Raw genomic sequence first — 24,482 nt, 5'->3', positions numbered from 1 at the left:
ATGACCTACCACGAGAAGAGCCCCGCCGAGCGTGAACCGCACGATGCCCGGGGGCGGGTGGCCGAACTCCACGCCCTGCACGAGCAGGCCCGCAGCGGGCCCGGGGAGCGTGCGACGCGGGTGCAGCACGACAAGGGCAAGCTGACCGCGCGGGAGCGGATCGCGCTGCTGCTGGACGAGGGTTCCTTCACCGAGGTCGAGCCGCTGCGCCGGCACCGTGCCAGCGGGTTCGGACTGGAGGCCCGCCGGCCCTACACGGACGGGGTGGTCACCGGGTGGGGGCGGGTGCACGGCCGGACGGTGTTCGTCTACGCCCACGACTTCCGGATCTTCGGGGGTGCGCTGGGCGAGTCCCACGCCGCCAAGATCCACAAGATCATGGACATGGCGCTGTCGGCCGGCGCCCCGCTGGTCTCCCTCAACGACGGCGCCGGCGCCCGCATCCAGGAGGGGGTGGTGGCGCTGGCCGGCTACGGCGGCATCTTCCACCGCAACACCCGCGCCTCGGGCGTCATCCCGCAGATCTCGGTGATGCTCGGCCCGTGCGCGGGCGGCGCCGCCTACTCCCCCGCCCTCACCGACTTCGTCTTCATGGTCCGGGACACCTCCCAGATGTTCATCACCGGCCCCGATGTGGTCCGGGCCGTGACCGGCGAGAAGATCACCCAGAACGGGCTCGGCGGCGCCGATGTGCACTCCGAGCTCTCCGGCGTCGCCCACTTCGCGTACGACGACGAGCCCAGCTGCCTCGACGACGTGCGCTATCTGCTGTCGCTGCTGCCCGGCAACAACCGGGAGCGGCCGCCCGCCGAGCCCACCGCCGACCCGGTCGACCGCCGCTGCGACCGGCTGCTGGACCTGGTCCCGGCGGACGGCAAGAAGCCGTACGACGTGTGCGAGGTCATCGAGGAGCTCGCCGATGACGGCGAGTTCCTGGAGGTCCAGGAGCGCTGGGCGACGAACGTGGTGTGCGCCCTGGTCCGGCTCGGCGGGGAGGTCGTCGGCGTCGTCGCGAACCAGCCGCGGTCGCTGGCCGGTGTGCTGGACGTGCACGCCTCGGAAAAGGCGGCCCGCTTCGTCCAGCACTGCGACGCGTTCAACATCCCGCTGCTGACGCTGCTGGACGTGCCCGGGTTCCTGCCCGGCGTCGGTCAGGAGCACGGCGGCATCATCCGCCACGGCGCCAAACTGCTGTACGCGTACTGCAATGCCACCGTCCCCCGTATCCAGCTGATCCTGCGGAAGGCCTACGGCGGCGCCTACATCGTCATGGACTCCCGCTCGGTGGGCGCGGACCTGTCCTTCGCCTGGCCGACGAACGAGATCGCGGTGATGGGCGCCGAGGGGGCTGCCAATGTCATCTTCCGCAAGGAGATCGCGGAAGCCGACGATCCCGAGGCGATGCGCTCCCGGATGGTCAAGGAGTACCGGTCCGAGCTGATGCACCCGTATTACGCCGCCGAGCGCGGGCTGGTGGACGATGTCATCGACCCGGTCGAGACGCGGGCGGTGTTGATCCGTTCCTTCGCGATGCTGCAGACCAAGCAGGCCGATCTGCCGCCGCGCAAGCACGGCAATCCTCCCCAGTAGGGCAAGTGGCGCGTTCCTTCATTGCGACGGCCGACAGGGGGCGTACGGCGCCTCGTGGTGGCCGTGCGGCGCCTTGTCGCGGATGTTCGCTCCCTCCGCCGGGAGGCTTTCTCCGGGGCGCCGGCACACGCCCGCCGCACCCGCCCGGACGGCACCCGCACGGTGTCCTCGCGCGCGCCGTCCCCGACCGGCAATTCCCTAGAGTTCCCCCACCGGACTGGCTCCCTGTGACCGGTCCGTGCTGGGCTGTGGCTGTCATCGGGCTCGGGCCACACCGAAAGGGGAGTCGCCATGGGATCCACCACGGCCCCGGGGCGCCACCCACGCACGGCGTAGTGCGGACCCGCCCTCGACCGTACGCCCGTCCGGCCGCCGCCCGCCCCGTGGTGCACGCCGGCGAGCTGTCCCGCTTCCCGAACCGGACCACTGTCTTCGGTCTGCGACGGCCGCCCGTCGTACCCGGTGCGGCCGCACGCCGCACACGGGCTCCGCACGCGGCGCCCCAGTGGCCACCAACAGCAACGGAGGAGTCATGGTTTACGAGCCGAAAGCGCCGGTGATCCCGTACAAGCGCACCTGCCCTTTCGATCCGGCGGCCGAGTACGCGCAGCTGCGCGAGGAGAACCCGATCAGCCCGGTGGCCTTCGAGCTGTCGCCGCGCGAGAAGGACGGCTGGCTGATCACCCGGCACGATCACATCCGCCAGATCATGACCGACGCCCGCTTCAGCCACCGCAGCGAGCTGCTGGCGCTGGTGCACTCGCCGCCGTTCCCCGTCGAGGAGTACGCCCCCGAGCCGTCGGCGCCGGGCAACTTCGTGCGGATGGACGCTCCCGAGCACACCCGCTACCGGCGGCTGCTGACCGGGTTCTTCACCGTGCGCAAGATCCAGCAGTACGAGCCCACGCTGGAGCGGATCATCGACGGTGTGCTCGACGAGATGGCCGAGATGGAGCCTCCGGTGGACCTGGTGAAGGTCTTCGCGGAGAAGATCCCCGCCCGGTCGACCTGCTCCATCATGGGGGTCTCGGAGAGCGATCTGACAGCTCTGGCCGAGCACTTCTCGGTCATCATGCGGATCGACTACACGCTTGAGGAGTTCATCCACCACAACACCGAGCTGAACGCGACGCTCGAGCGGATGATGGCCGAGCGCTTCGCGGGCGAGCCGGGGGACGACCTGCTCGGACAGCTCATCGCGACCGGCGAGCTGACCGAACAGGAGATGTTCAACATCGCCTGGATCGCGATCGGCGGGGCGCTCGACACCACTCCCAACATGTTCGCGCTGGGTACCTTCGCACTGTTGGAGCACCCCGAGCAGCTGGCGAAGGTGCGCGAGCGGCCGGAGCTGATGGAGAACACCGTCGAGGAGCTGCTGCGCTATCTGACGATCTCTCACTTCGGGGCGAGCCGGGTGGCGCTGGAGGACGTGGAGATCGGCGGCCGGACCATCAAGGCCGGGCAGACGGTGGTGCTCTCGCTGCCGTCGGCCAACCGTGATCCGCGGTACTTCGAGAACGCCGACGAGTTCGACATCGACCGCCCCTCGCGCCGGCATCTGGCGTTCGGCTTCGGGATCCACCAGTGCCTGGGCCAGCACCTCGCGAGGGCGTCGCTGCGCATCGGCTTCCAGAAGCTGTTCGACCGCTTCCCGGATCTGCGGCTCGCGGTGCCCGCGGACCAGGTGCCGCTGCGGGAGACCGCGATGCACTACGGCGTGTTCGAACTGCCGGTGACCTGGGGCTGACTCCCCCCGGGGCCCGGCCGTCGCGGCAGGGCCGGCGTTTCGTGGCCGAAGGGCCGCCCACCGTTCACCGGGGTGGGGCAGACGGCCCCGCCTCCGCCCCCGAGGACCTCCATTGGATGACTCCGTGCCCGCTCAGCGCACCACTCCCCCACACCAGCTGTCCGCGCCCGCCGGGCCGGCCCCCGAGTCCGGCGGCGCGGGGCCGGTGCGCTTCGGCGCGCTGGGCACCTCGTCCTTCGGAGGGCGGCGGGTGCTCCCGGCGATGACCGGCTGCCCGCAGACCGCTCTCGTCGCGGTGGCCGGCCGCAGCCCGGAGCGGACCCGGCGGTTCGCCGACCGCTTCGGCTGCGCCGCGGCCACCATGGAAGGGCTCCTGGAGCGCGAGGACATCGACGCCGTCTACATCTCCCTGCCGCCGTCGCTGCACGGCGAGTGGGCGGCCCGGGCGCTGCACGCGGGCAAGCACGTCCTGGTCGAGAAGCCGATCGCCACGACGGCGGCCGAGGCCCGCAGCGTGGTGGAGCTGGCCGAGGACCGTGATCTGGTGCTGCGGGAGAACTTCATGTTCCTGCACCATCCGCAGCACGAGGCGGTCGCGGCGATGATCGCCCAGGGGCGGCTCGGGGGGCTGCGCGCGTTCCGCGGCGCGTTCTGCTTCCCGCCGCTGCCCGAGCAGGACATCCGGTACGTGCCCGAACTCGGCGGCGGTGCGCTGCTGGACGCGGGGGTCTATCCGCTGCGGGCCGCCGCGATGCTGCTGGGTCCCGGGCTGCGGGTGGCGGGCGCCACGGCGCGGGTGCGGCGGTCCGACGGGCTGGATCTGTCGGGCCAGGCGCTGCTGGTGTCGCCGTCCGGTGTGCCGGCGAGCGTCGAGTTCGGCTTCGAGCACACCTACGGGTCGTCGTACTCCCTGTGGGGCGCGGGGGCGCGGGTCTTCGTGGACCGGGCGTTCACCCCGCCGGCGGGGTACCGGCCGGAGTTGGTGCTGGAGGAACAGGACCACGTCGAGAAGTTCACGCTCCCGGCGGCCGATCAGCTGGACCGGTCGCTGACGGGGTTCGCGGCGGCCGTGGCCGCCGGCGGCGCCGCGGCCTCCCCCGCGGAGACCCGGTGGCGGCAGGACGCGGTCGCCATGATGGAACTCGTCGACGCGGTCCGCGCGCAGGCCGTCCGGGTCACCGTCGACGGGTAGCGAACGGCAGGCCGGGAGGCGGTGCCCGGACCGGCGGGGCCGGCGGTCCGGGCACCGCCTCCCGGCCGGCGCCCTGGTTCCCGAAGCGTGCCCGAAGCGCTGCCGAAGCGTTCAGGCGAGTGCGACGGCGAACAGCGCGAAGGCGCACACGATGATGCCCACGCGCCCGTAGTGCAGCCGGTCCCACCGGCCCACCTGCTGCTTCCAGTCCGCGGGTACGCCCTCGTGCGACCAGGTCGCCACCCGCTTGTTGATCGGCACCAGCAGCAGGACCGACATCAGCACGCTCAGCACGAGCAGCGCGGTGCCCGCTGCGACGAGCGGGGCACCGGCACCACCCCACCCCACCGCGGCCCAGAGCGACCCGAGAACGACGGAACCGATGTACCAGAACGGCATGATCCGGCCGAGGACGCGCGCGCCGTCACTGCGGGCCTGAACCCCTCCGTCGTTCGGAAGCCGGTCGAGGATCGGGTTGACGAACACCGCCACCGCGAACTCCACGCCCACCATCAGCCCGACCACGACGACCGCGGTGACACCCAGTGCGTTGTGCATGTCCCCTCCCAAGGACCGGACCTAGCGTCGCTAGGTATTGAGTCAATGCTAGACATGCCACCGCTCGATTGTCTAGCAGTGCTAGAATCAGCGCATGTCGGTACGTGAACGCAAGGAACGCGAGCGGGCCCACCGCCACCAGCTGATCGTCTCCACCGCCCGCGAACTCGCCGAGAGCGACGGTTGGGACGCGGTCACCACCCGCCGGCTCGCCGACCGGATCGAGTACAGCCAGCCCGTGCTCTACAGCCACTTCCGGGGCAAGAAGGAGATCCTGGGGGCCGTCGCGCTGGAGGGGTTCGCCGAGCTGACCTACGCGCTGCGCGCCGCCGCGGCGAAGGGGCCCGCCGGCCGTGCGAGGGTGGCCGCGCTGGCTCGTGCCTACACCGGCTTCGCCACGGACAACCCCGCGCTGTACGACGCGATGTTCAGCCTCGACAACGGTCTCCCCTTCGCCGAGGAGAGCACGCCGGCGCCGCTGCAGGACGCGTTCGCGGCGTTGCGGGACCCTCTCGCCGAGCACGCGCAGCCCGATGAACCCGGGCTGTTCGTCGAGGCGTTCTGGGCGGCGCTGCACGGGCTGGTCACCCTCACCCGCGCCGGGCGGCTGCCCGCGGAGCGGGTGTCCGACCGCCTCGCGCTGCTGGTGGACCGTTTCGTTTCCCGCTGACCGCTCACTTCGGGCGGCCCCGGCCCCGCGGCCGGTCAGCGTCTAGCCGGCGCCCGGGAAGTCCAGCGCGCCCGGAGCGACGGACGGCACGAGGTCCTCGGCGGCGGCGCGGCCGAGCAGCTCCCGCACGGCCGCGTAGCCGTCCTCGCCGAGGGCCTCGGTGTAGTCGTTCACATACAGCCCGATGTGCTGCTCGATCACGTCCGGCGCCATCTCCTGGGCATGTTCCAGGACGTAGGGCCGGGACGCCGCGGGGTCCTGCCAGGCGAGGCGGACGGAGTCGGCGACGGCGCGGGCCACCGCCCGCAGCTGCTCCTCCCCCAGGTCCCGCCGGGCGACGATCGCGCCGAGCGGGATCGGGCGGCCGCTGTCGGACTCCCACTCCTCGCCCATGTCGGCGAGGCGGTGCAGCCCGTAGCGCTGATAGGTGAAGCGGGCCTCGTGGATGACCAGGCCCGCGTCGACCACGCCGTCCCGGACCGCGGGCATGATCTCGTGGAAGGGCATCACCACGATGTCCCCCACTCCGCCCGGCACCGCCCGCGCCGCCCACAGGCGGAACAGCAGATACGCGGTCGAGCGCACGCCGGGCACCGCGACGCTGCGCCCCGCCAGCCGCTCCGGGCCGGCCGGGCCGTCCTCGGGCCGGGTGAGTACCAGCGGCCCGCACCCGTGGCCCAGCGCACCGCCGCAGGGCAGCAGCGCGTACTCGTCGAGCACGTAGGGCAGGGCCGCGTAGGAGATCTTCAGCAGGTCCCCGGCGCCGCGTTCGGCGAGGCCGTTGGTGACGTCGATGTCCGCGAGGGTCACCGTGAGTCCCGGGGCTCCCGGGACCAGGCCGTGGGACCAGGCATGGAAGGTGAAGGTGTCGTTCGGGCACGGTGAGTGGGCGAGCGTCAGCCGCTGGGCCATGGGTCCCCTCCGCCGGGGTTGTCTCGGGCTGCCGGCCCGGAACTCCGGCGCCGTCCCTCCCAGGAAAGCCGTTGTGGGTATGGGGAATTCCCCAGAGTGGCCTCGGCGAGTATGAGAGGGGCCGCCGGTGTTGCCGCACCGGACCGTCACCCCGGTGCCGGTCCGGCCGCACGACGCGGGCGGCAGCCCGGCTCCCGCACGATCCGCGCGCGACTGCGGCCTTCCCGGCAGGAAAGGAACGGCGATGCTGCCGACCACCGCACCACTGGACACCTCCGCCATGGGGCGCTGGCTGTCCATGGATCTCGACGCGTGGACCCGGCATGTCGTACGCCGTCACTTCGCTCCGGACACCGGGAGCCCCTACTGGCTCAAGCGCCGTGACACGCTGGACTTCGACCCGTTCGACATCACGCGCTACGCCGAGCTGTCGGCGTTCGGCCATTTCACCCTCGCCGAGCTGCGGGACCTCGACCCCGTCGATCTGGTACCGCAGGCCGTGCCGCGTCCGCTGTCGGGCCGGGTCTTCGACTCGGGCGGCACCACCGGCAGGCCGTGCCATGTCTTCTACACCGGGCCGATGCTCGACCACCACTCCCTCTGGCGCCGGTTCGGCCTGGTCACGGCCGGTTTCGCAGCGGGCCGCAGCTGGGTGTACGCCACCCCGGGCGGGCCGCATGTGGTGGGCGAGGGCGCCGCGCAGATCGCGCATCTCCACGCGTCGGTGGTCTACGGCGTCGACCTCGACCCGCGCTGGATCAAGCAGCTCATCCGGGGCTGCCGGCTGGCCGAGGTCAACCACTATGTCGATCATGTCGTCGACCAGATCACGGACCTCATGAGCAGCCGCCGGATCGACTACCTGGAGACCACACCCGCGCTGTTCCAGGTGCTGGTGCGGCGGCGGCCGGAACTCGTCGGGCGGCTCGACGGCGTCGGACTCGGCGGCACGCAGATCGTGCCAGCGATGTACCGGGAGTTCGCCGCGGCGCTCGACGGCGGCCGGATCGGGACGGCCTACGGCAACACCTTCGGGTGCGCCATGGGCCTGCCCGCGGAGCAGAACGGCGACGTCCTTCCGTACGTCCCGCACTACCCGCAGGTCACCATGGCCGTCGTCGACAGGAACGATCCGGCGCGGACGGTGGGCTACGGAGAGGTGGGCCAGGTCAGGCTCACGGTGTTGCACGAGGATCTCTTCCTGCCCCACATCCTCGAACGCGACCAGGCCGCGCGGTACCGCACCTCGGCCGACTGGCCCTGCGACGGGGTGGCGAACGTCCAGCCGCTGCAGGTCTCCCGGGCCGCGCCCGAAGGAATCTACTGACGACGATGCCCGCAGCGACCAAGCGCACTCTTTGCCAAGTCAAGCACTCAGGAAGGTAGTTGGGGATGGACGCAGGACTCAAGCGTGAGCTGGAGGAGAAGGTCTATGCGGGAGAGCGGCTGTCCCGTGAGGACGGGATCGCGCTCTACGGGTGCGACGACCTGGCCTGGCTGGGCGGGCTGGCCCATGAGGTACGGACGCGCAAGAACGGCGATGTCGTCCACTTCAATGTGAACCGCCATCTGAACATGACGAATGTGTGCACCGCCTCGTGCGCCTACTGCTCCTTCCAGCGCAAGCCGGGTGAGCAGGACGCGTACACGATGCGGATCGAGGAGGCCGTCCGCCTGGCCAAGGCGATGGAGGGCGAGAACCTCACCGAGCTGCACATCGTCAACGGTCTGCACCCGACCCTGCCGTGGCGCTACTACCCGCGCTCCCTCAAGGCCCTCAAGGAAGCCCTCCCGGACGTCTCCCTGAAGGCCTTCACCGCCACCGAGATCCACCACTTCGAGACCATCTCGGGGCTGAGCGCCTCGGAGATCCTCGACGAGCTGATCGACGCCGGTCTGGAGTCGCTGACCGGCGGCGGCGCGGAGATCTTCGACTGGGAGGTGCGGCAGCACATCGTCGACCACCGCACCCACTGGGAGGACTGGTCGCGCATCCACCGCCTGGCCCACGAGAAGGGCCTGAAGACCCCCTCGACGATGCTCTACGGGCACATCGAGGAGCCCCGCCACCGCGTCGACCACGTGCTGCGACTGCGGGAGCTGCAGGACGAGACCGGCGGCTTCCAGGTCTTCATCCCGCTGCGCTACCAGCATGACTTCGTGGACATGCAGGACGGCAAGGTCCGCAACAAGCTCCAGGCCCGGACCACCATGGCGTCGGGCGCCGAGGCCCTGAAGACCTTCGCGGTCTCCCGGCTGCTGTTCGACAACGTCCCGCACGTCAAGGTCTTCTGGGTCATGCACGGCGTCTCGACCGCGCAACTGGCCCTGAACCACGGCGCGGACGACATGGACGGTTCGGTGGTCGAGTACAAGATCACCCATGACGCGGACAACTACGGCACACCGGACAAGCTGACCCGTGAGGACATCCTCGACCTGATCCGCGACGCCGGCTTCCGCCCCGTCGAGCGCAACACCCGGTATGAGACGATCCGCGAGTACCCCGGCCCGGACCCCGAGCGCCGCGAGTCGCCGCAGCCCATGCGGGTCTGAAGCCCGTCGGCCCGAGCGCCCGAAACCACAGACCAAGACCACGATCGGCAGGCAGGCGGTATGTCCACCAACGTGAACGTGAACAACGACGAACTCGAGGTCTGGATCGACCAGGACCTGTGCACCGGAGACGGCATCTGCGTGGAGTACGCGCCGGAGGTCTTCGAGCTGGACATCGACGGCCTCGCCTATGTGAAGGGTGAGGACGACGAGCTGCGCCAGGCGCCCCGGGCGACCGTGCCGCTGCCGCTGGATCTGATCCGGGATGTCGCGGACTCGGCCAAGGAGTGCCCGGGCGAGTGCATCCACGTACGGCGCGTCAAGGACGAGGTGGAGGTCTACGGCCCGGAGGCCGAGTCGGCCTGACCCCGGCCGGCGGGCCGCAGGACACGCAGCGCGACGGGCCGGTTCCCGAAGACACCCGCTTCGGGAACCGGCCCGTCGGCGTGCGCCGGTCCTCCGGCTCGGCCGGGAGGACGCTGCGGACCTTCCCCGCGCCGTGCGCCCGGCCCGGGACAGCACGACGGTGACCGGATCGGCACTCCGATCCGGTCACCGTGCGGGAGGGGCCGCGGTCCTGCGCGGCCCGCGTCAGGAGGCGGTCAGCTCGCCCCGATCACCTTCAGCTCGGGGTGGCTGCGCGCCTGGTCCGGGCCGTCGAGGGCGGTGGAGGACAGGTGGGAGACGACGTGGTCGTCGACCGGGTCGTTCGCCGGGTCGTCGTGCACGACGAGGTGCTCGTAGGTGGTGGCGCGCTGGGCCGGGACCCGGTCGGCCGAGCGGATCAGCTGGAGCAGCTCCATGCGGTTGGAGCGGTGCTTGGCACCGGCGGAGGAGACCACGTTCTCCTCCAGCATCACCGAGCCGAGGTCGTCCGCACCGTAGTGCAGGGCGAGCTGACCGGCCTCCTTGCCGACGGTCAGCCACGAGCCCTGGATGTGCGGAACGTTGTCCAGGAAGATCCGGGCGATGGCGAGCATCCGCAGGTACTCGAAGACCGTCGCCTGGGTCTGGCCCTTCAGCTTGTTGTTCTCGGGCTGGTAGGTGTACGGGATGAAGGCGCGGAAACCGCCGGTGCGATCCTGGACGTCGCGGATCATCCGGATGTGCTCGATGCGCTCGGCGTTGGTCTCACCGGTGCCCATCAGCATCGTCGAGGTCGACTCCACACCGAGCCCGTGCGCCACCTCCATGATCTCCAGCCAGCGCTCGCCGGACTCCTTCAGCGGCGCGATGGCCGTACGGGCCCGGGCCGGCAGCAGCTCGGCGCCGGCGCCCGCGAAGGAGTCGAGCCCCGCGGCGTGGATCCGCGAGATCGCCTCCTCGACGGACACCTGCGAGATCCGTGCCATGTGCTCGACCTCGGAGGCGCCGAGCGAGTGGATGACCAGCTCGGGGTACGCCTTCTTGATCGCGGAGAAGTGCTCTTCGTAGTACTCGACGCCGTAGTCCGGGTGGTGGCCGCCCTGGAACATGATCTGGGTGCCGCCGAGTTCGACGGTCTCCGCGCAGCGGCGCAGGATGTCGTCGAGATCGCGGGTCCAGCCCTTGTCGGTGTCCTTCGGCGCGGCGTAGAAGGCGCAGAACTTGCACGCCGTCACACACACATTGGTGTAGTTGATGTTGCGCTCGATGATGTACGTGGCAATGTGCTCGGTGCCCGCGTAGCGACGGCGGCGGATGGTGTCGGCCGCCGAGCCCAGCGCATGCAGCGGGGCGTGGCGGTAGAGGTCCAGCGCCTCTTCGGGGGTCACCCTGCCGCCCTCGGCGGCACGGTCCAGTACGGACTGCAGGCCACGGTCGGTGGCTTCGGACGGTCGGGGCATGTCGACGGCCTTTCCGGGGGTGTTTTCGGGCTCGTTGCCGGTCATGTCACGTGCTGATCGCTTCGGCGCCCAGGAGCTCGACGTGGACATCCGGCGGGAAGCCGGCCTGTCCGCCGCCGACCCGGCGGGCGAATTCCGCGATTCCGGCGAGCTGGCGCTCGCCGAGGCTGAAGTCGAGGGCGGTGGTGTAGTAGTGCTCCAGCGTCCGGGCGTCGAACGCCTCCCACCGGGCGGCCTGTTCGCAGACCTCCTTGACCTCGGCGAGGGACAGATCGCGGGAGGCCAGCAGGTCGGCGTGGACGCGGCGCACGGTCTCGGGCTCCCTGGCGAGGAAGTCCTTGCGGGCGGCGAAGACGGCGAAGACGAAGGGCAGTCCGGTCCACTCGCGCCACATCCGGCCCAGGTCGTGCACCTGGAGGCCGAGCCGGGGCGCGTCGTGCAGGGAGGCGCGCAGCGCGGCGTCACCGATGACGACGGCCGCCCGCGCCCGCTGCATCATCGCCGTGAGGTCGGGAGGGCAGACGAAGTATTCGGGCCGGACCCCGACCGACTCGGCGAGCAGCAGCTCGGCGAGGCGGACCGAGGTCCGGCTGGTGGAGCCGAGGGCGACGGGTGCGCCGTCCAGCTCCGCCAGCGGGACCTGGCTGACGATGAGGCAGGACTCCACGGGACCGTCGCTGCCCACGGCGATGCCCGGCAGCGCCACCAGTTCGTCGGCGTGCTTGAGGAATTCCAGGAGGCTGATCGGGCCCATGTCCAGGGTGCCCGCGACGAGTGCGTCGTTCAGCCCGTCCGGGCTGTCCTTGCGCAGGTCCATGTCGAGCAGGCTGCCGCTTTTGGCCAGCCCCCAGAACAGCGGCAGGCAGTTGAGGAAGTCGATGTGACCGACCCTGGGCCGTCGCCCGGTGCGCGGTGCGGGCGTGGCCGACGCGGTGAGTAGCGGTTCAGGCATGGCTGTCAGGGCTCCAGGGGGGCTCGGTCGGGGGCAGCGGGGCGGCACCTACGCATGGTGGGGAAGGGCGGTGGAGGTGAAGTGGTCGCGGAGCACGTCCATCACCTCTTTCGGTCGGTCGGCCAGGTAGAAGTGCCCGCCGGGGAAGACCTGCAGGTCGCACGCGCCGGCGGTGTGCGCGTCCCAGGACCGGGCCTCGGCGAGGGACGTCTTGGGGTCGTCGTCGCCGACCAGCACGGTGACGGGGCAGCGCACGACGGCCCCGGGCTCGCTGCGGTAGGTCTCCACGGCCTTGTAGTCGCTGCGCAGCGCGGGCAGCACCATCCGCAGCATCTCCTCGTCGTCGAGGACCCGGGAGTCGGTGCCGCTCAGCGCCCGCAGCTCGGCGACGATGCCGTCGTCGTCGCGCCGGTGGACCTGCTCGTCACGGTAGGCGGACGGCGCCCGGCGGCCCGAGGCGAACAGCCGCACGGGGCCGTCCCCGTCGCGCTCCAGCCGCCGTGCCACCTCGAAGGCCACCAGCGCGCCCATGCTGTGGCCGAAGAAGGTCAGCGGCCGGTCGGTCCAGGCGCCCAGCGCCTCGGCGATCCGGTCCGCCAGGAGCCCGATGTCGTCGACGGCCGGCTCGTGGCGGCGGTCCTGCCGTCCCGGGTACTGCACGGCGAGCACGTCCACGCCGGGGCTGAGCGCGGCCGAGACGGGGTGGTAGAAGCTCGCGGAACCGCCGGCGTGCGGGAAGCACACCAGGCGCCGGCCCGCGTCCGGGGCCGGGTGGAACCGCCGGCACCACAGGCCGTCGTCCGCAAGGGGGGAACTCATCGTGGTGATCCGTCCTTTCCTGTGGACCGGCCCGGCCGCGCCGCGGCCGGCACCCTCGTCCCGAGCGGATCGGGAAGCACTTACTGCGGCCACTATCCAGTGGGGCCGGACCACCAGCACAAGGTCTACCGGCCCGATACGGCGGAAGTCTGGGCGTTTCCCCGGTTCTCGGGGGCGGGGGAACCGGACCGGTGGCGCTGCACCGCGCCGCGGGCCTAGCCTCACGGTGCAGCGTGAGCTGCCCGAGGAACGACAGCGGTTCGGCCCCCGCTGCGCCGCCGTGCCAGGTCCTGTACGTCCGCCTTCAGGAGGTTGGTTCATCATGACCACGAGATCACCACGGTCCGCCCGGATTCTGGCCGTCCTCGGGACCGCCGCCGCCACGCTCGTGGTGTGGGTGATCGCCGCGGTGCTCCTGGACGTGAAGCTCGATGTGCGGATGAAGCCCGGCGCCGCGCTCCAGCACATCGGACCGGCCACGGTCGTCGTCGCCGGCCTCGTCGCCGGACTGGCCGCCTGGGCGCTGCTCGCGCTGCTGGAGCGCCTCACCCCGCGGGCGCGCCGGGTGTGGACGGTCATCGCGGTCGTGGTGCTGGCCCTGTCGCTGATCGCGCCGTTGCAGAGCGGGGTGACGACCGGGGCCAAGGTGGCGCTGCTGTGCATGCATCTGGTCGCGGCCGCGGTCCTGGTGCCGGCGCTGGCCCGCACGGCCGTCCGGCGATGACGCACGCGGGTCTCGCGTTCCTCTGCGGTACCGATCTCGATGCCTTCGACCCGGCCGGGCCGGCCGCGTTCCACGACAGTTCTCCGGTGCTGCGCCACCGGTACCGCAAGGTCGCCGAGTGGACGGGCGTGGACGCCGGGCGGCTGCTCGGCCGGGACCGTTCCCGGGCCGGGCCGCACGAGCGTGCCCTGATCGGCCGACTGGCGCTGGCGACGGCGATGCTCGGGATCCACGACGTGCTCGCGGTGCACAAGATCCGGCCCGGTGTGCTGGGCGGTCTGGGCATCGGGACGATGGTGGCGTCCGCGCTGGCGGGCGCGCTGCCGCGCGAGGCGCTGATCCGGACGCTGGCCGGCACCGGCGGCGCCGAGGGCCCGGATCGTGCGGGGGCGCTCGCGCTGGCCTTCCTGCCGGCCGGCGCGGACCCCGAGTGGTACCGCGGCGCGGTGGGTGGTGCCGTGCGGTGCGGCGGCTTCCTGGGCCGGGACACCAGCGGGACGTACCGGGTGGTGCTCTTGACCGGGGACGGCGCGGCGCTGGCGCGGCTGGCCGCCGAGGCCCCGCGGGGCGCCGTGCGGATCAGCGCGAGCAGCCGCGTCACGGTGCACAGTCCGCTCGGCGGGCAGGCGCAGGCCGAGATGCGGCGGCTGGTGCGCGGGCTGCCGTTCACCGCGCCGGCGGTGCCGCTGTGCTCCGCGCTGGAGGCGAGGACCGTGCGGACGGCGGACGAGGTCGGCGAGCTCTTCGTGCGGAACGTGGTGCGGCCGGCCGAACTCGACGCACTCACCGGTGAGATGGTCGCGCACGGCACCCGGCTCGGGCTCGTCCTGGGACCGTCGCTGCCCAGGAACCTGCTCCGTTTCCCGTTCCCGGTCGTGCCGGTGGAGTCCCCGGCCGACATCGCCCAGGCGATCTCGGCGATCCTCGAATTCGGGGTGGAGATGTCGCCGGCGGGGCGCGCCGTGCCGCACTGGGTGTAGGCCTTCGCCGCGGTGGCCGCCGCCGCCCCAAGGGGCGTGAAACGGCCCCGGGTTCAGGCTCGGCCTTTCGGGTGAGCCGGGTCCCGGAACGTTGCCCCGGCCTCACCGTGATGGGTTACTGAGACCGTCCGATTCCGGTGGGCCGCCCATGCTTCCCGGGGGAGTGAAGGCGTGTGGCCCGTTTCGGATCCTCAGCGTGCCGACGCTGCGCCCCAGCGCTCCTTCGTGGAGGACGAGCAGGTACCGGCCCTGTCGACACGCGTGCGTCCGCGGCGTGCTGCGGCAGGCGCGCGAGCTGGTCTGGAGCCGTTATGCACGCTGTCCGTCCCGTCAGCCCTGTGTACGTCCCCCCGCTGCCGGTGCCGCGCGCGGGAACTTCCCCCGCCGGTGCGGCCTTTGCACACGTCGCACGTATCGGGGCAGTTTCATGCTGACCCCCTACGGCCCGGGCGGGCTCCTCCTCGTCAGGGACGGCGACGGGCAGTGCGTCGCCGTCATCGATCCGGTCACCGGTCGGATGGTCGGCGCTCCCGGCCACTCGTTCTCCCTCGCCGCGGCCGTGCCGGGCGCCCGCGATGCCCGTGGCGCGACCGATGGCCTCAACCAGTTCTCCGGGGTGTTCCCGAACCAGGGTTCCTACGCCGGCGGGACCCTGGTGACGATCATCGGCAGCCACTTCAGCCATGCCACCGCCGTGTACTTCGGCCCGCGTCCGGCCGCGAGCTTCGCCGTCCTCGACGACCGGACCATCGTGGCGGTGACCCCCTCGGGCAGCGGGTCGGCTCCGGTCACGGTCACCACCCCCGGGGGCACCGCCCGCGTCGGCTCCTTCTACTACCAGTACTGGCCCAGCCTGTCGGGAGTGATCCCGGCCGCGGGGCCGGTCGGCGGCGGCAACGTCGTCACGCTCCGCGGCGCCAATCTGAGCACCGCGCTGCTGGTGCACTTCGGCGACGCCGTGGCGTTCCCCCTGGTGGTCTCCGACGCGCAGCTGCTGGTGACCGCTCCCCCGGTCACGGGGCCGGGCAGCGTCCCGGTGTACGTCGCCGGCATCGGCGGGGTGAGCAACCGTCTGCTCTACACCTATGCGGCCGCCCCGTCGGTCACGGGGGTCAGCCCGGCCACCGGGCCGATCGCCGGCGGCAGCACCATCGTCCTGACCGGCACGGGTCTGGCGGGCGTCACCGGCGTCACCATCGGCGGGCTGCCCGCGGCGTCCTTCCGCGCGTACTCCGACACCCTCCTCGTCGCGGTGACGCCCGCGGGGGCACCCGGTCCCGCCGATATCACCGTCACCACTCCCGGGGGCAGTATGACGGTGCCCGCCGCGTTCGACTACATGGCGCCCTCGACGACGGAGGTCACCTCCGACCCCGACCCCGCGCTCGTCGGCCAGCCGGTCACCTTCACCGCCGCCGTGACGGCCGTCCCGCCGACGACGGGCACCCCGACCGGCACCGTCACCTTCGACTTCGGCGACGACACCGCCCCCGTGACGGCGGCCGTCACGGACGGCACGGCCACGGTCAGCCACGCCTACACCGGGCCGTCGGGCACGCCCTACGCCGTCACCGCCGCCTACAGCGGCGACCTCTTCTTCACCGCGTCCTCCGGCGCGGACACCCAGGTCGTCGCGGCGTCGCCGACCACCACCACGCTGACCTCCACCCCCGACCCGTCGCAGGCCGGACAGCTGGTCACCTTTGTCGCGCGGGTCGCTCCCACCGCTCCGGGGGCCGGGGTGCCGACCGGCACTGTGACCTTCGACTTCGGCGACGGCGCCCCCCAGGTCACCCTGCCGGTGTCGGGCGGCGCGGCGTCGGTGACCCATGCCTACGCGACGGCCGCCGAGAGCCCCTACCCGGTCACCGCCACGTACGACGGCGACGACAACTTCACCACGTCCACGGGCACCGACTCCCAGACCGTCCAACAGGCGGCGACCGCCACCGCGGTGAGCGTTTCACCGACCTCCTCCGTGGCCGGGCAGCCGGTCACCGTCACCGCGTCGGTCACCTCCCTCCCACCCGGCGCGGGCGCCCCGACCGGCACGGTCACCTTCGACTTCGGCGACGGCACCCCACCCGTCACCCTGCCCCTGACCGACGGCACCGCCGACGCCACCCACGCCTTCGGCGCCGCCGGCAGCCCGTACACGATCACCGCCACCTACCACGGCGACGACAGTTTCAGCGCCTCCACGGGCACGGGCAGCCAGACCGTGGGACAGGCCTCCTCGGCTCTCGCGGTGAGTTCCGCCCCCGGCTCCTCCACCGTCGGCCAAGAGGTCACCTTCACCGCCACGGTCACCACACTCCCGCCCGGATCGGGCACCCCCACCGGCACCGTCACCTTCGACTTCGGCGACGGCACCCCACCCGTCACCCTGCCCCTCACCGACGGCACCGCCGACGCCACCCACACCTACACCGACACCGCCGCCACCCCCTACACCGTCACCGTCACCTACAGCGGCGACGCCGACATCAGCGCCGCCACGAGCACCGCCCTGCAGACCGTGGGACAGGCCTCCTCCGCCACCACCGTGACCTCCGTCCCCGACCCCTCCGCCGTCGGCCAGCAGGTCACCTTCACCGCCACGGTCGCCACACTCCCGCCCGGATCGGGCACCCCCACCGGCACCGTCACCTTCGACTTCGGCGACGGCAGCCCCACCACCACCGCGCTCCTCACCGCCGGCAGCACCGCCACCACCCACACCTACACCGACACCGCCGGCAGCCCCTACACCGTCACCGCCACCTACAACGGCGACACCAACGTCACCCCCTCCACGGGCACCGACGACCAGACCGTCCAGTCCGCCGACACCACCCTCAGCCTGGACTCGGCACCCGACCCGTCCACCATCGGGCAGTCGACGACATTCGTCGCGAAGATCACCCCGGAGGCGCCGGCGACCGGTGCCCCGACGGGGACGGTGACCTTCGACTTCGGCGACGGCAGCCCGCCGGTCACGGCACCGGTCGAGGGCGGCACGGCGACGGTCACCCACACCAACTCCGGTGTGGCGGACAGCCCGTACACGGTCACGGCCGCCTACGGCGGCGACGGCAACTTCAACCCCTCGGCGGGGGCGGACACGCAGGTGGTCACCCAGGCCGTGTCGAGCACGGCGCTGAGTGCCAATCCCTCCCCCTCGGTGACCGGCCAGGCGGTGACCTTCGCCGCGGTGGTCTCGGCCGTCCCGCCCGCCGCGGGCACCCCGACCGGAACGGTCACCTTCGACTTCGGCGACGGCACCCCACCCGTCACCCTGCCCCTCACCGACGGGGCCGCCGCCACCACCCACGCCTACACCAGCGCGGCGGCCAGCCCCTATCCGGTCACCCTCACCTACAGCGGGGACACCAACTTCCTGCCCTCCTCCGGCACCGACCTGCACAGCGTCGAGCCGGCCACGACGCTCACCACGGTCACCGCGGCGCCCGATCCGTCCGTGACGGGCGAAGCGGTGACGGTCACCGTGACACCCCAGGCACCCGGAGCGGGCATCCCCACGGGGCAGGCCGTCTTCGACTTCGGCGACGGCTCGCCGGTCCTCACCGCGCAGTTGGAGAACGGCACGGCCACCGTCATCCACGCCTACACCAGCGCGGCCGGCAGCCCGTACCCGATCACGGCACACTACAGCGGGGACGCCGACTTCGCGCCGTCCGACGACACCATCTCGCACACCGTCGCGCCGGCCGCGACCACCACCGTGGTGACCTCGTCGGCGGAGCCCGCCGCGGTGGGCCAGAGCGTGACGCTGATCGCGCGGGTGCGGCCGGTGCCCCCGGGTGCCGGTGACCCGACCGGCACGGTCACCTTCGACTTCGGCGACGGCAGCGCGACCGTCACCGCCCCGGTCTCCGGCGGCCTGGCCACGGCGGTGCACGCCTACTCCAGCACCGCGGGCAGCCCCTACACCGTCACCGCCTCGTACAGCGGGGACCCCGACTTCGTGGCCTCCTTGGGGACTGCCGCCCAGCGCGTGGACAGCAGCGTGTCGACCACGTCGACGACGGTGAGTTCGGCGCCCGACCCGTCCACCGTCGGCGAGTCGGTGACCTTCACCGCGGTGGTCGTGGCCGTTCCGCCCGCCTCGGGCACCCCCACCGGCACCGTCACCTTCGACTTCGGTGACGACAGCGCGCCGGTCACCGCCCCGCTGGCGGGAGGCACGGCGACGGCGACCCACACCTACACCGCCGCGGCCCAACCCGCCTCGGTCACCGCCGTTTACCACGGCGACACCAACTTCGCGGGTTCGGCCGGCCTCGACACCCAGACGGTCTCCGAGGCCGTCTCCTCGACGACGCTGACCTCCTCGCCCGACCCCTCCGTGACCGGTGGGCCGGTCACCTTCACCGCGACCGTCGCCGCGGTCGACGCGGGCGCCGGCACCCCGACGGGTTCGGTCACCCTCGACTTCGGCGACGGGAGCCCGACCCTCCGGGCACCCCTCACCGACGGGATCGCGACCGCCGTCCACGCCTACACCGGCACGTCCGGCAGCCCGTACACCGTCACCGCCACCTACAACGGCGATGCCGGCTTCACCGGTTCGACCGACACCGCCACCCAGAGCGTGAACGCGGCGACGACGACCACCGCCGTCTTCTCCTCGCCGGACCCGTCCACGGCCGGGCAGCCGGTGACCGTCACCGCGTCCCTCGCGGCCGTCTCCCCGGGGACGGGCACACCGACCGGCACGGTCACCTTCGACTTCGGGGACGGCACCCCGCCCGTCACCACCCCCGCCGTGGCGGGTCTGGCGACGGTCACCCACGCCTACACCACCACCGTCAACAGCCCGTTCACGCTCACCGCCGCGTACAGCGGCGACGCCGACTTCGCCGCCTCCACGGGCACCACCACCCAGACCGTGCTGCAGTCCGCGGTCACCCTCGCGGTCAGCACCGGCCCCAACCCCACGGTGGCGGGCGAGCCGGTGACCTTCACCGCGACGGCCACCCCGGTGCCGCCGGGGGCCGGAGTACCCACCGGCACGGTCACCGTCGACTTCGGCGACGGCACGGCTCCCGTGACGGATTCCCTGGCCGGCGGGGCGCTCCATCTCACGCACACCTACGCCTCCGTGACCGGCAGCCCGTACACGATCACCGCCACCTACAACGGCAGCGATGACTTCTCCTCCGCGGTGGTCACCGCCACCGAGACGGTGCTGCAGGACGCCACGACCACCACGGTGGCCGCCGCGCCGATCCCATCCGTCGTGGGCCAGCCGGTCACGTTCACCGCGTCGGTGAAGCCGGTGGCGGGCGGCGGTTCACCGACGGGCACGGTGACGTTCGACTTCGGCGACGGGACGGTGCCGGTCGCGATGCCCGTCGTCGACGGGGTGGCCACCGCGCAGCACGCCTTCACCGGCACGTCCGGCAGCCCGTACACGGTGACCGCCGCCTACAGCGGGGACACCGACTTCACCGCGTCCGGCGGCGGCGTCACCCAGACCGTCGGTCAGGCCCCGTCCGTCACGACGGTCACCGCCTCGCCCGATCCGTCGGTGACGGGCCAGCCGGTGACGGTGACCGCGACGGTCGCGGCGGCGGCGCCCGGGGCCGGAAACCCCACCGGCACCGTCACGTTCGACTTCGGCGACGGCAGCGCGACCGTCACCGCCCCGGTCTCAGGCGGCGTGGCGACGGCGGCCCACACCTGGACCGGCACCGCCGGCAGCCCGTACACGGTGACCGCCGCCTACAGCGGGGACGCCGACTTCAGCCCCGCGACCGGGACGGGCACCCACACCGTCGCCGTGGCCGGGACCACCACCGTCGTCGTCTCCTCGCCCGATCCGTCGGTCTCGGGCCAGGTGGTGACCGTCATGGCCGGCGTCGCGGCCAACGCGCCCGGGGACGGCGTCCCCACGGGCACCGTCACCTTCGACTTCGGCGACGGCAGCCCCGCCGTCACCGCCTCCCTCACGGGCGGCACGGCGAGCACCACCCACGCCTGGCCGGGCACCTCCGGCAGCCCCTACACCCTCACCGTCACCTACAGCGGCGACGGCGACTTCGCCCCCTCCACCGGCAGCGGAAGCCAGAGCGTCACCCCGGCCACCACCGCTGTCACCGTCAGCGGACTCCCGGAGCCGTCGGTGACCGGGCAGCCGGTGACGTTCTTCGCACGGGTGGCACCGGACGGCGGCGGGGACGGCACGCCGACCGGGACGGTGACCTACGACTTCGGCGACGGCACCACGCCGGTCGTCGCTCCCGTGACGGACGGTGTGGCGACCGCCGTGCACGCCTACCCGTCCGCGGCGGGCAGCCCGTTCACCGTCACCGCCACCTACAGCGGCGACGCCGATTTCCTCGCCTCGGTGGCGGCCGAGGTCCACACCGTGCTGCCCGCGGTGTCGACGACGGTGGTCAGCTCCTCGCCGGATCCCTCGGTGTCCGGCCAGCCGGTGACCGTCACCGCGACGGTCACCGCGGAGGCGCCGGGAGCCGGCACCCCCACCGGCACCGTCACCTTCGATTTCGGCGACGGCACCACGCCCGTCACCGCGCCCGTCACGGACGGCACGGCTACCGCCAGCCACGTCTGGTCGAGCACCTCCGGCAGCCCCTACACCCTCACCGCCACCTACAGCGGGGACGCGGGATTCACGCCCTCCAAGGCCACCGGCACCAAGACCGTCACCGCGGCCGCGACCACCACCGCGGTGGCCTCCTCCCCCGACCCGTCGGTGCCGGGACAGCCGGTGACGCTCACCGCGACCGTGGCCGCGGTCGCGCCGGGCGCCGGCTCCCCCACCGGCACCGTCACCTTCACCTTCGGCGACGGCACCCCCGCCGTCTCCGCCGCCGTCTCGGCGGGCACGGCCACCGTCACGCACGCCTGGGCCGGGACCGCCGGCAGCCCGTACCCGATCACCGCCGACTACAACGGCGACCCCGACTTCAACCCGTCGTCCGGCACCGATACCCAGACCGTCGGCCAGGGCACCACCGGCCTGAGCCTGGTCTCCTCCCCCGACCCTTCGGTGGCCGGGCAGGAGGTCACCTTCACCGCGCGGGTCACCGCCGTCCCGCCGGGCGCCGGCGACCCCACCGGGACCGTCACCTTCGACTTCGGCGACGGCACCGCCCCGGTCACCGCGCCGGTCTCCGCCGGGGTCGCCACCATCGCCCACACCTACCCGACCGCGTCCGCCACCCCCTACGCGGTCACCGCGACGTACAGCGGGGACGCCGACTTCGCCCCCGCCACCGTCACCGCGCCGCACACCGTGTCGGCCGGCGCCGCCACCACCTCGACCACCGTGGACTCCTCCCCCGACCCCACGGTGACGGGCCAGCCGGTGACGTTCACCGCGACCGTGACACCGACCCCGCCCGGCGCCGGAGTGCCCACCGGCACGGTGGCGTTCGACTTCGGCGACGGCACGGCGACCATCACCGCTCCGGTCTCCGGCGGCGTGGCGACCGTCACCCACACCTATGTGAGTGCCGCGGGCAGCCCCTACACGGTCAGCGCGCGCTACAGCGGGGACTCCAACTTCAGCTCCTCCTCGGGCACCGACCTCCACACCGTCGCCCCGGCGTCGACCCTCACGACGGTGACCAGCGCGCCGGACCCGTCGGTGACCGGCCAACCGGTGACCCTCACCGCGACCGTGGCGGCGCTCGCGCCGGGAGCCGGGGTGCCGACCGGCACCGTCACCTTCGACTTCGGCGACGGCACGCCGACCACGTCGGCGCCCGTGTCCGGCGGCGTGGCCAGGGTCACGCACACCTATACGAGCGCGAGCGGGCCGCTCACGGTGACCGCGCTCTACGACGGCGACGTGAGTTTCCTGTCGTCGAGCGGGACGGACACCCAGACCGTCAACAAGGCCGCCACCACCACGGCCGTGGTCTCCTCCCCCGATCCCACGGTCGTCGGCCAGGCCATGACGATCACCGCCTCGGTGGCGTCCGCCGCCCCGGGTTCCGGGACCCCGACGGGCACGGTCACCTTCGACTTCGGCGACGGAACGGCCCCGGTCACGGCTCCCGTGGCCGGCGGTCTGGCCACCGTCGCCCACACCTACACCGCCACCGCCGGCAGCCCCTACCCGCTCACCGCCACCTACAACGGCGACGCCAACTACACACCGTCCAGCGGGACGGACACCCAGACCGTCAACAAGGCCGCCACCACCACGGCCGTGGTCTCCTCCCCCGATCCCACGGTCGTCGGGCAGACGACGACGGTGACCGCCACGGTGGCGTCCGTCGCACCGGGGACCGGCACCCCGACCGGCACCGTCACCTTCTCCTTCGGCGACGGCTCGCCCTCGGTCACCGCGCCGGTGGCCGGCGGCCAGGCGACCGTCACCCGCGCCAGCACCTCCAGCGGTCCCGTCACCCTCACCGCCACCTACAACGGCGACGCCAACTACACGCCGTCCAACGGCTCGAACACCCAGACCGTCAACAAGGCGGCCACCACGACGGCGCTGGTCTCCTCCCCCGATCCCACGGTCGCGGGCCAGTCCGTCACCCTCACCGCGACGGTGGCCCCCGTCGCCCCCGGAGCAGGCACCCCCACCGGCACCGTCACCTTCTCGTTCGGCGACGGCACCGGCTCCACCACCGCCACCCTCTCCGGCGGCACCGCCACCGTCACCCACACCTACACCACCACGTCGGCCACCCCCTATCCCCTCGCCGCCACCTACAACGGGGACGCCAACTACACCTCGTCCAGCGGCTCGGACACCCAGACCGTCAACAAGGCCGCCACCACCACGGCGCTGGTCTCCTCCCCCGATCCCAGCGTCGCCGGCCAACCGGTCACCCTCACCGCGACGGTGGCCCCCGTCGCCCCCGGAGCAGGCACCCCCACCGGCACCGTCACCTTCTCCTTCGGGGACGGCACCGGCTCCACCACCGCCACCCTCTCCGGCGGCACCGCCACCGTCACCCACACCTACGCCGCCGCCTCGACGACCGCCTATCCCCTCACCGCGACCTACAACGGGGGGACCAACTTCACCACCTCCAGTGGCAGCGACACCCAGACCGTCAACAAGGCGGCGACGGCCACCGCCGTGTCCTCCACACCCGACCCGTCGGCGGCCGGCCAGGCGGTCACCGTCACCGCGGCCGTCTCCGCGCTCGCCCCGGGGGCCGGTACTCCCACCGGCACTGTCACCTTCACCTTCGGCGACGGCACCAGCTCCTCCACCGTGCCCCTCTCCGGCGGCATCGCCACGGTCAGCCACACCTACACCACCAAGACGGGCAGCCCGTTCCCCCTCACCGCCAGGTACAACGGCGATACCAGCTTCACCACGTCCAGCGGCGCCGCCACCCACACCGTCAACCAGAACCCGACGACCACCACGGTGACCACGTCCCCGGACCCCTCGGTCGTCGGCCAGTCGGTCACGCTCCGGGCGACCGTCTCGTCCGCGGGCGGCACCCCGACCGGCAAGGTCACCTTCAGCTTCGGCGACGGCACCAGCTCCGTCGCGGCGACGCTCTCCGGCGGTGTCGCGACCGTCACCCACACCTACACCACCACTACGGGGAGCCCGTTCACGGTCACGGCCACCTACGGCGGGGAGGTCAGCTTCACCACGTCGAGCGGAACGGACACCCAGACCGTCAACAAGGCCGCCACCCTCACGACCGTGGTCTCCACACCGAACCCCGCGTCGACGGGTGACCGGGTGACGGTCACCGCGACCGTGGTTCCCGTGGCCCCCGGGGCGGGGACGCCCGGCGGAACCGTCACCCTCGCCATCCCGGGGCGCACTCCCCAGACCGTGGCGCTGGTCAACGGAAGTGCCTCGGCGACCTTCAATCCGCTGCCCAAGGGGATCTACACCGTCACCGGCAACTACAACGGAGACGTCAGCTTCGCGGGCTCCACGGGGCTCACGCTGCAGACGGTCGTGTGAGGCCGGGGGGGGGAGCCGGGCGGGTGCG

The 24,482-nt window shown here is 72.5% G+C and carries 15 protein-coding genes; 10 read left to right on the top strand and 5 right to left on the bottom strand.

Translation table 11 applies throughout. From position 1 onward, the window contains the following. From ACQP17_RS33685 to ACQP17_RS33675, 3 genes are all read left to right on the top strand, one after another. The gene (locus ACQP17_RS33685) at window positions 1-1,590 is read left to right on the top strand and encodes an acyl-CoA carboxylase subunit beta (protein WP_433859710.1); all 1,590 of its coding nucleotides are present in this window, start codon (window positions 1-3) and stop codon (window positions 1,588-1,590) included. Window positions 1,591-2,122: 532 nt separating this feature from the next. After that, complete coding sequence (locus ACQP17_RS33680) at window positions 2,123-3,340, top strand: cytochrome P450 (RefSeq protein WP_433859709.1); 1,218 nt, start codon at window positions 2,123-2,125, stop codon at window positions 3,338-3,340. A 124-nt stretch (window positions 3,341-3,464) separates the two neighbouring features. Next, window positions 3,465-4,532: a Gfo/Idh/MocA family protein gene (locus tag ACQP17_RS33675; RefSeq protein ID WP_433859708.1), complete on the top strand. Its 1,068-nt coding sequence runs from the start codon at window positions 3,465-3,467 to the stop codon at window positions 4,530-4,532. A 111-nt stretch (window positions 4,533-4,643) separates the two neighbouring features. On the opposite strand, the gene ACQP17_RS33670 is transcribed toward ACQP17_RS33675, so the two are convergent. Beyond that, window positions 4,644-5,090, bottom strand: a complete 447-nt coding sequence (locus tag ACQP17_RS33670) for an anthrone oxygenase family protein (protein WP_433859707.1) — start codon at window positions 5,088-5,090, stop codon at window positions 4,644-4,646. A gap of 94 nt (window positions 5,091-5,184) precedes the next feature. On the opposite strand from ACQP17_RS33670, the gene ACQP17_RS33665 reads away from it, so the two are divergent. Continuing rightward, a complete protein-coding gene (locus ACQP17_RS33665) occupies window positions 5,185-5,760 on the top strand; it encodes a TetR/AcrR family transcriptional regulator (protein WP_433859706.1) in 576 nt (191 codons plus the stop codon). Between the two features lie 42 nt (window positions 5,761-5,802). Here the strand turns inward: ACQP17_RS33665 and ACQP17_RS33660 are convergent, their stop codons facing one another. After that, window positions 5,803-6,672, bottom strand: coding sequence for a 1,4-dihydroxy-6-naphthoate synthase (locus tag ACQP17_RS33660; protein ID WP_433859705.1), 870 nt, complete (start codon window positions 6,670-6,672; stop codon window positions 5,803-5,805). A 244-nt stretch (window positions 6,673-6,916) separates the two neighbouring features. On the opposite strand from ACQP17_RS33660, the gene ACQP17_RS33655 reads away from it, so the two are divergent. From ACQP17_RS33655 to ACQP17_RS33645, 3 genes are all read left to right on the top strand, one after another. Then, window positions 6,917-7,999: an arylcarboxylate reductase gene (locus tag ACQP17_RS33655; RefSeq protein ID WP_433859704.1), complete on the top strand. Its 1,083-nt coding sequence runs from the start codon at window positions 6,917-6,919 to the stop codon at window positions 7,997-7,999. A gap of 65 nt (window positions 8,000-8,064) precedes the next feature. After that, complete coding sequence (mqnE, locus tag ACQP17_RS33650; protein ID WP_433859703.1) at window positions 8,065-9,228, top strand: aminofutalosine synthase MqnE; 1,164 nt, start codon at window positions 8,065-8,067, stop codon at window positions 9,226-9,228. A gap of 60 nt (window positions 9,229-9,288) precedes the next feature. Further along, the gene (locus ACQP17_RS33645; RefSeq protein WP_093488136.1) at window positions 9,289-9,594 is read left to right on the top strand and encodes a ferredoxin; all 306 of its coding nucleotides are present in this window, start codon (window positions 9,289-9,291) and stop codon (window positions 9,592-9,594) included. Between the two features lie 236 nt (window positions 9,595-9,830). Here the strand turns inward: ACQP17_RS33645 and mqnC are convergent, their stop codons facing one another. From mqnC to ACQP17_RS33630, 3 genes are read right to left on the bottom strand one after another with little or no spacing between them, the layout of a single operon-like run. Further along, window positions 9,831-11,054: a cyclic dehypoxanthinyl futalosine synthase gene (gene mqnC, locus ACQP17_RS33640; protein WP_433860079.1), complete on the bottom strand. Its 1,224-nt coding sequence runs from the start codon at window positions 11,052-11,054 to the stop codon at window positions 9,831-9,833. A 46-nt stretch (window positions 11,055-11,100) separates the two neighbouring features. After that, the gene (locus ACQP17_RS33635) at window positions 11,101-12,006 is read right to left on the bottom strand and encodes a menaquinone biosynthetic enzyme MqnA/MqnD family protein (RefSeq protein WP_433859702.1); all 906 of its coding nucleotides are present in this window, start codon (window positions 12,004-12,006) and stop codon (window positions 11,101-11,103) included. 48 nt (window positions 12,007-12,054) lie between these two features. Continuing rightward, window positions 12,055-12,825, bottom strand: coding sequence for a thioesterase II family protein (locus tag ACQP17_RS33630; protein ID WP_364885137.1), 771 nt, complete (start codon window positions 12,823-12,825; stop codon window positions 12,055-12,057). Window positions 12,826-13,147: 322 nt separating this feature from the next. On the opposite strand from ACQP17_RS33630, the gene ACQP17_RS33625 reads away from it, so the two are divergent. The 3 genes from ACQP17_RS33625 to ACQP17_RS33615 all read left to right on the top strand — a co-directional run bounded on the left by ACQP17_RS33625 (window position 13,148) and on the right by ACQP17_RS33615 (window position 24,454). Next, window positions 13,148-13,549 (top strand): DUF6069 family protein, encoded by a 402-nt coding sequence (locus tag ACQP17_RS33625; RefSeq protein WP_433859701.1) that lies wholly within the window; start codon window positions 13,148-13,150, stop codon window positions 13,547-13,549. After that, on the top strand, window positions 13,546-14,529 hold the full coding sequence (locus ACQP17_RS33620; RefSeq protein WP_433859700.1) for an ACP S-malonyltransferase: 984 nt from the start codon (window positions 13,546-13,548) through the stop codon (window positions 14,527-14,529). The genes ACQP17_RS33625 and ACQP17_RS33620 overlap by 4 nt, the downstream gene beginning before the upstream one ends. Before the next feature lie 427 nt (window positions 14,530-14,956). Beyond that, on the top strand, window positions 14,957-24,454 hold the full coding sequence (locus tag ACQP17_RS33615; protein WP_433859699.1) for an Ig-like domain repeat protein: 9,498 nt from the start codon (window positions 14,957-14,959) through the stop codon (window positions 24,452-24,454). Window positions 24,455-24,482 lie beyond the last annotated feature (28 nt).

The sequence above is a fragment of the Streptomyces kronopolitis genome, assembly GCF_050953795.1.
Taxonomy (GTDB): domain Bacteria; phylum Actinomycetota; class Actinomycetes; order Streptomycetales; family Streptomycetaceae; genus Streptomyces; species Streptomyces kronopolitis_A.
Note: the sequence above shows the minus strand (reverse complement) of the source record. Positions and strands in the feature narration are given on the sequence as shown.

Excerpts from the sequence above, each read along its gene's own strand:
- ACQP17_RS33685 (WP_433859710.1), top strand. The coding sequence starts at position 1 with ATGACCTACCACGAGAAGAGCCCCGCCGAGCGTGAACCGCACGATGCC.
- ACQP17_RS33680 (WP_433859709.1), top strand. The coding sequence starts at position 2,123 with ATGGTTTACGAGCCGAAAGCGCCGGTGATCCCGTACAAGCGCACCTGC.
- ACQP17_RS33670 (WP_433859707.1), bottom strand. The coding sequence starts at position 5,090 with ATGCACAACGCACTGGGTGTCACCGCGGTCGTCGTGGTCGGGCTGATG.
- ACQP17_RS33665 (WP_433859706.1), top strand. The coding sequence starts at position 5,185 with ATGTCGGTACGTGAACGCAAGGAACGCGAGCGGGCCCACCGCCACCAG.
- ACQP17_RS33660 (WP_433859705.1), bottom strand. The coding sequence starts at position 6,672 with ATGGCCCAGCGGCTGACGCTCGCCCACTCACCGTGCCCGAACGACACC.
- ACQP17_RS33655 (WP_433859704.1), top strand. The coding sequence starts at position 6,917 with ATGCTGCCGACCACCGCACCACTGGACACCTCCGCCATGGGGCGCTGG.
- mqnE (WP_433859703.1), top strand. The coding sequence starts at position 8,065 with ATGGACGCAGGACTCAAGCGTGAGCTGGAGGAGAAGGTCTATGCGGGA.
- ACQP17_RS33645 (WP_093488136.1), top strand. The coding sequence starts at position 9,289 with ATGTCCACCAACGTGAACGTGAACAACGACGAACTCGAGGTCTGGATC.
- mqnC (WP_433860079.1), bottom strand. The coding sequence starts at position 11,054 with ATGCCCCGACCGTCCGAAGCCACCGACCGTGGCCTGCAGTCCGTACTG.
- ACQP17_RS33635 (WP_433859702.1), bottom strand. The coding sequence starts at position 12,006 with ATGCCTGAACCGCTACTCACCGCGTCGGCCACGCCCGCACCGCGCACC.
- ACQP17_RS33630 (WP_364885137.1), bottom strand. The coding sequence starts at position 12,825 with ATGAGTTCCCCCCTTGCGGACGACGGCCTGTGGTGCCGGCGGTTCCAC.
- ACQP17_RS33625 (WP_433859701.1), top strand. The coding sequence starts at position 13,148 with ATGACCACGAGATCACCACGGTCCGCCCGGATTCTGGCCGTCCTCGGG.
- ACQP17_RS33620 (WP_433859700.1), top strand. The coding sequence starts at position 13,546 with ATGACGCACGCGGGTCTCGCGTTCCTCTGCGGTACCGATCTCGATGCC.
- ACQP17_RS33615 (WP_433859699.1), top strand. The coding sequence starts at position 14,957 with ATGCTGACCCCCTACGGCCCGGGCGGGCTCCTCCTCGTCAGGGACGGC.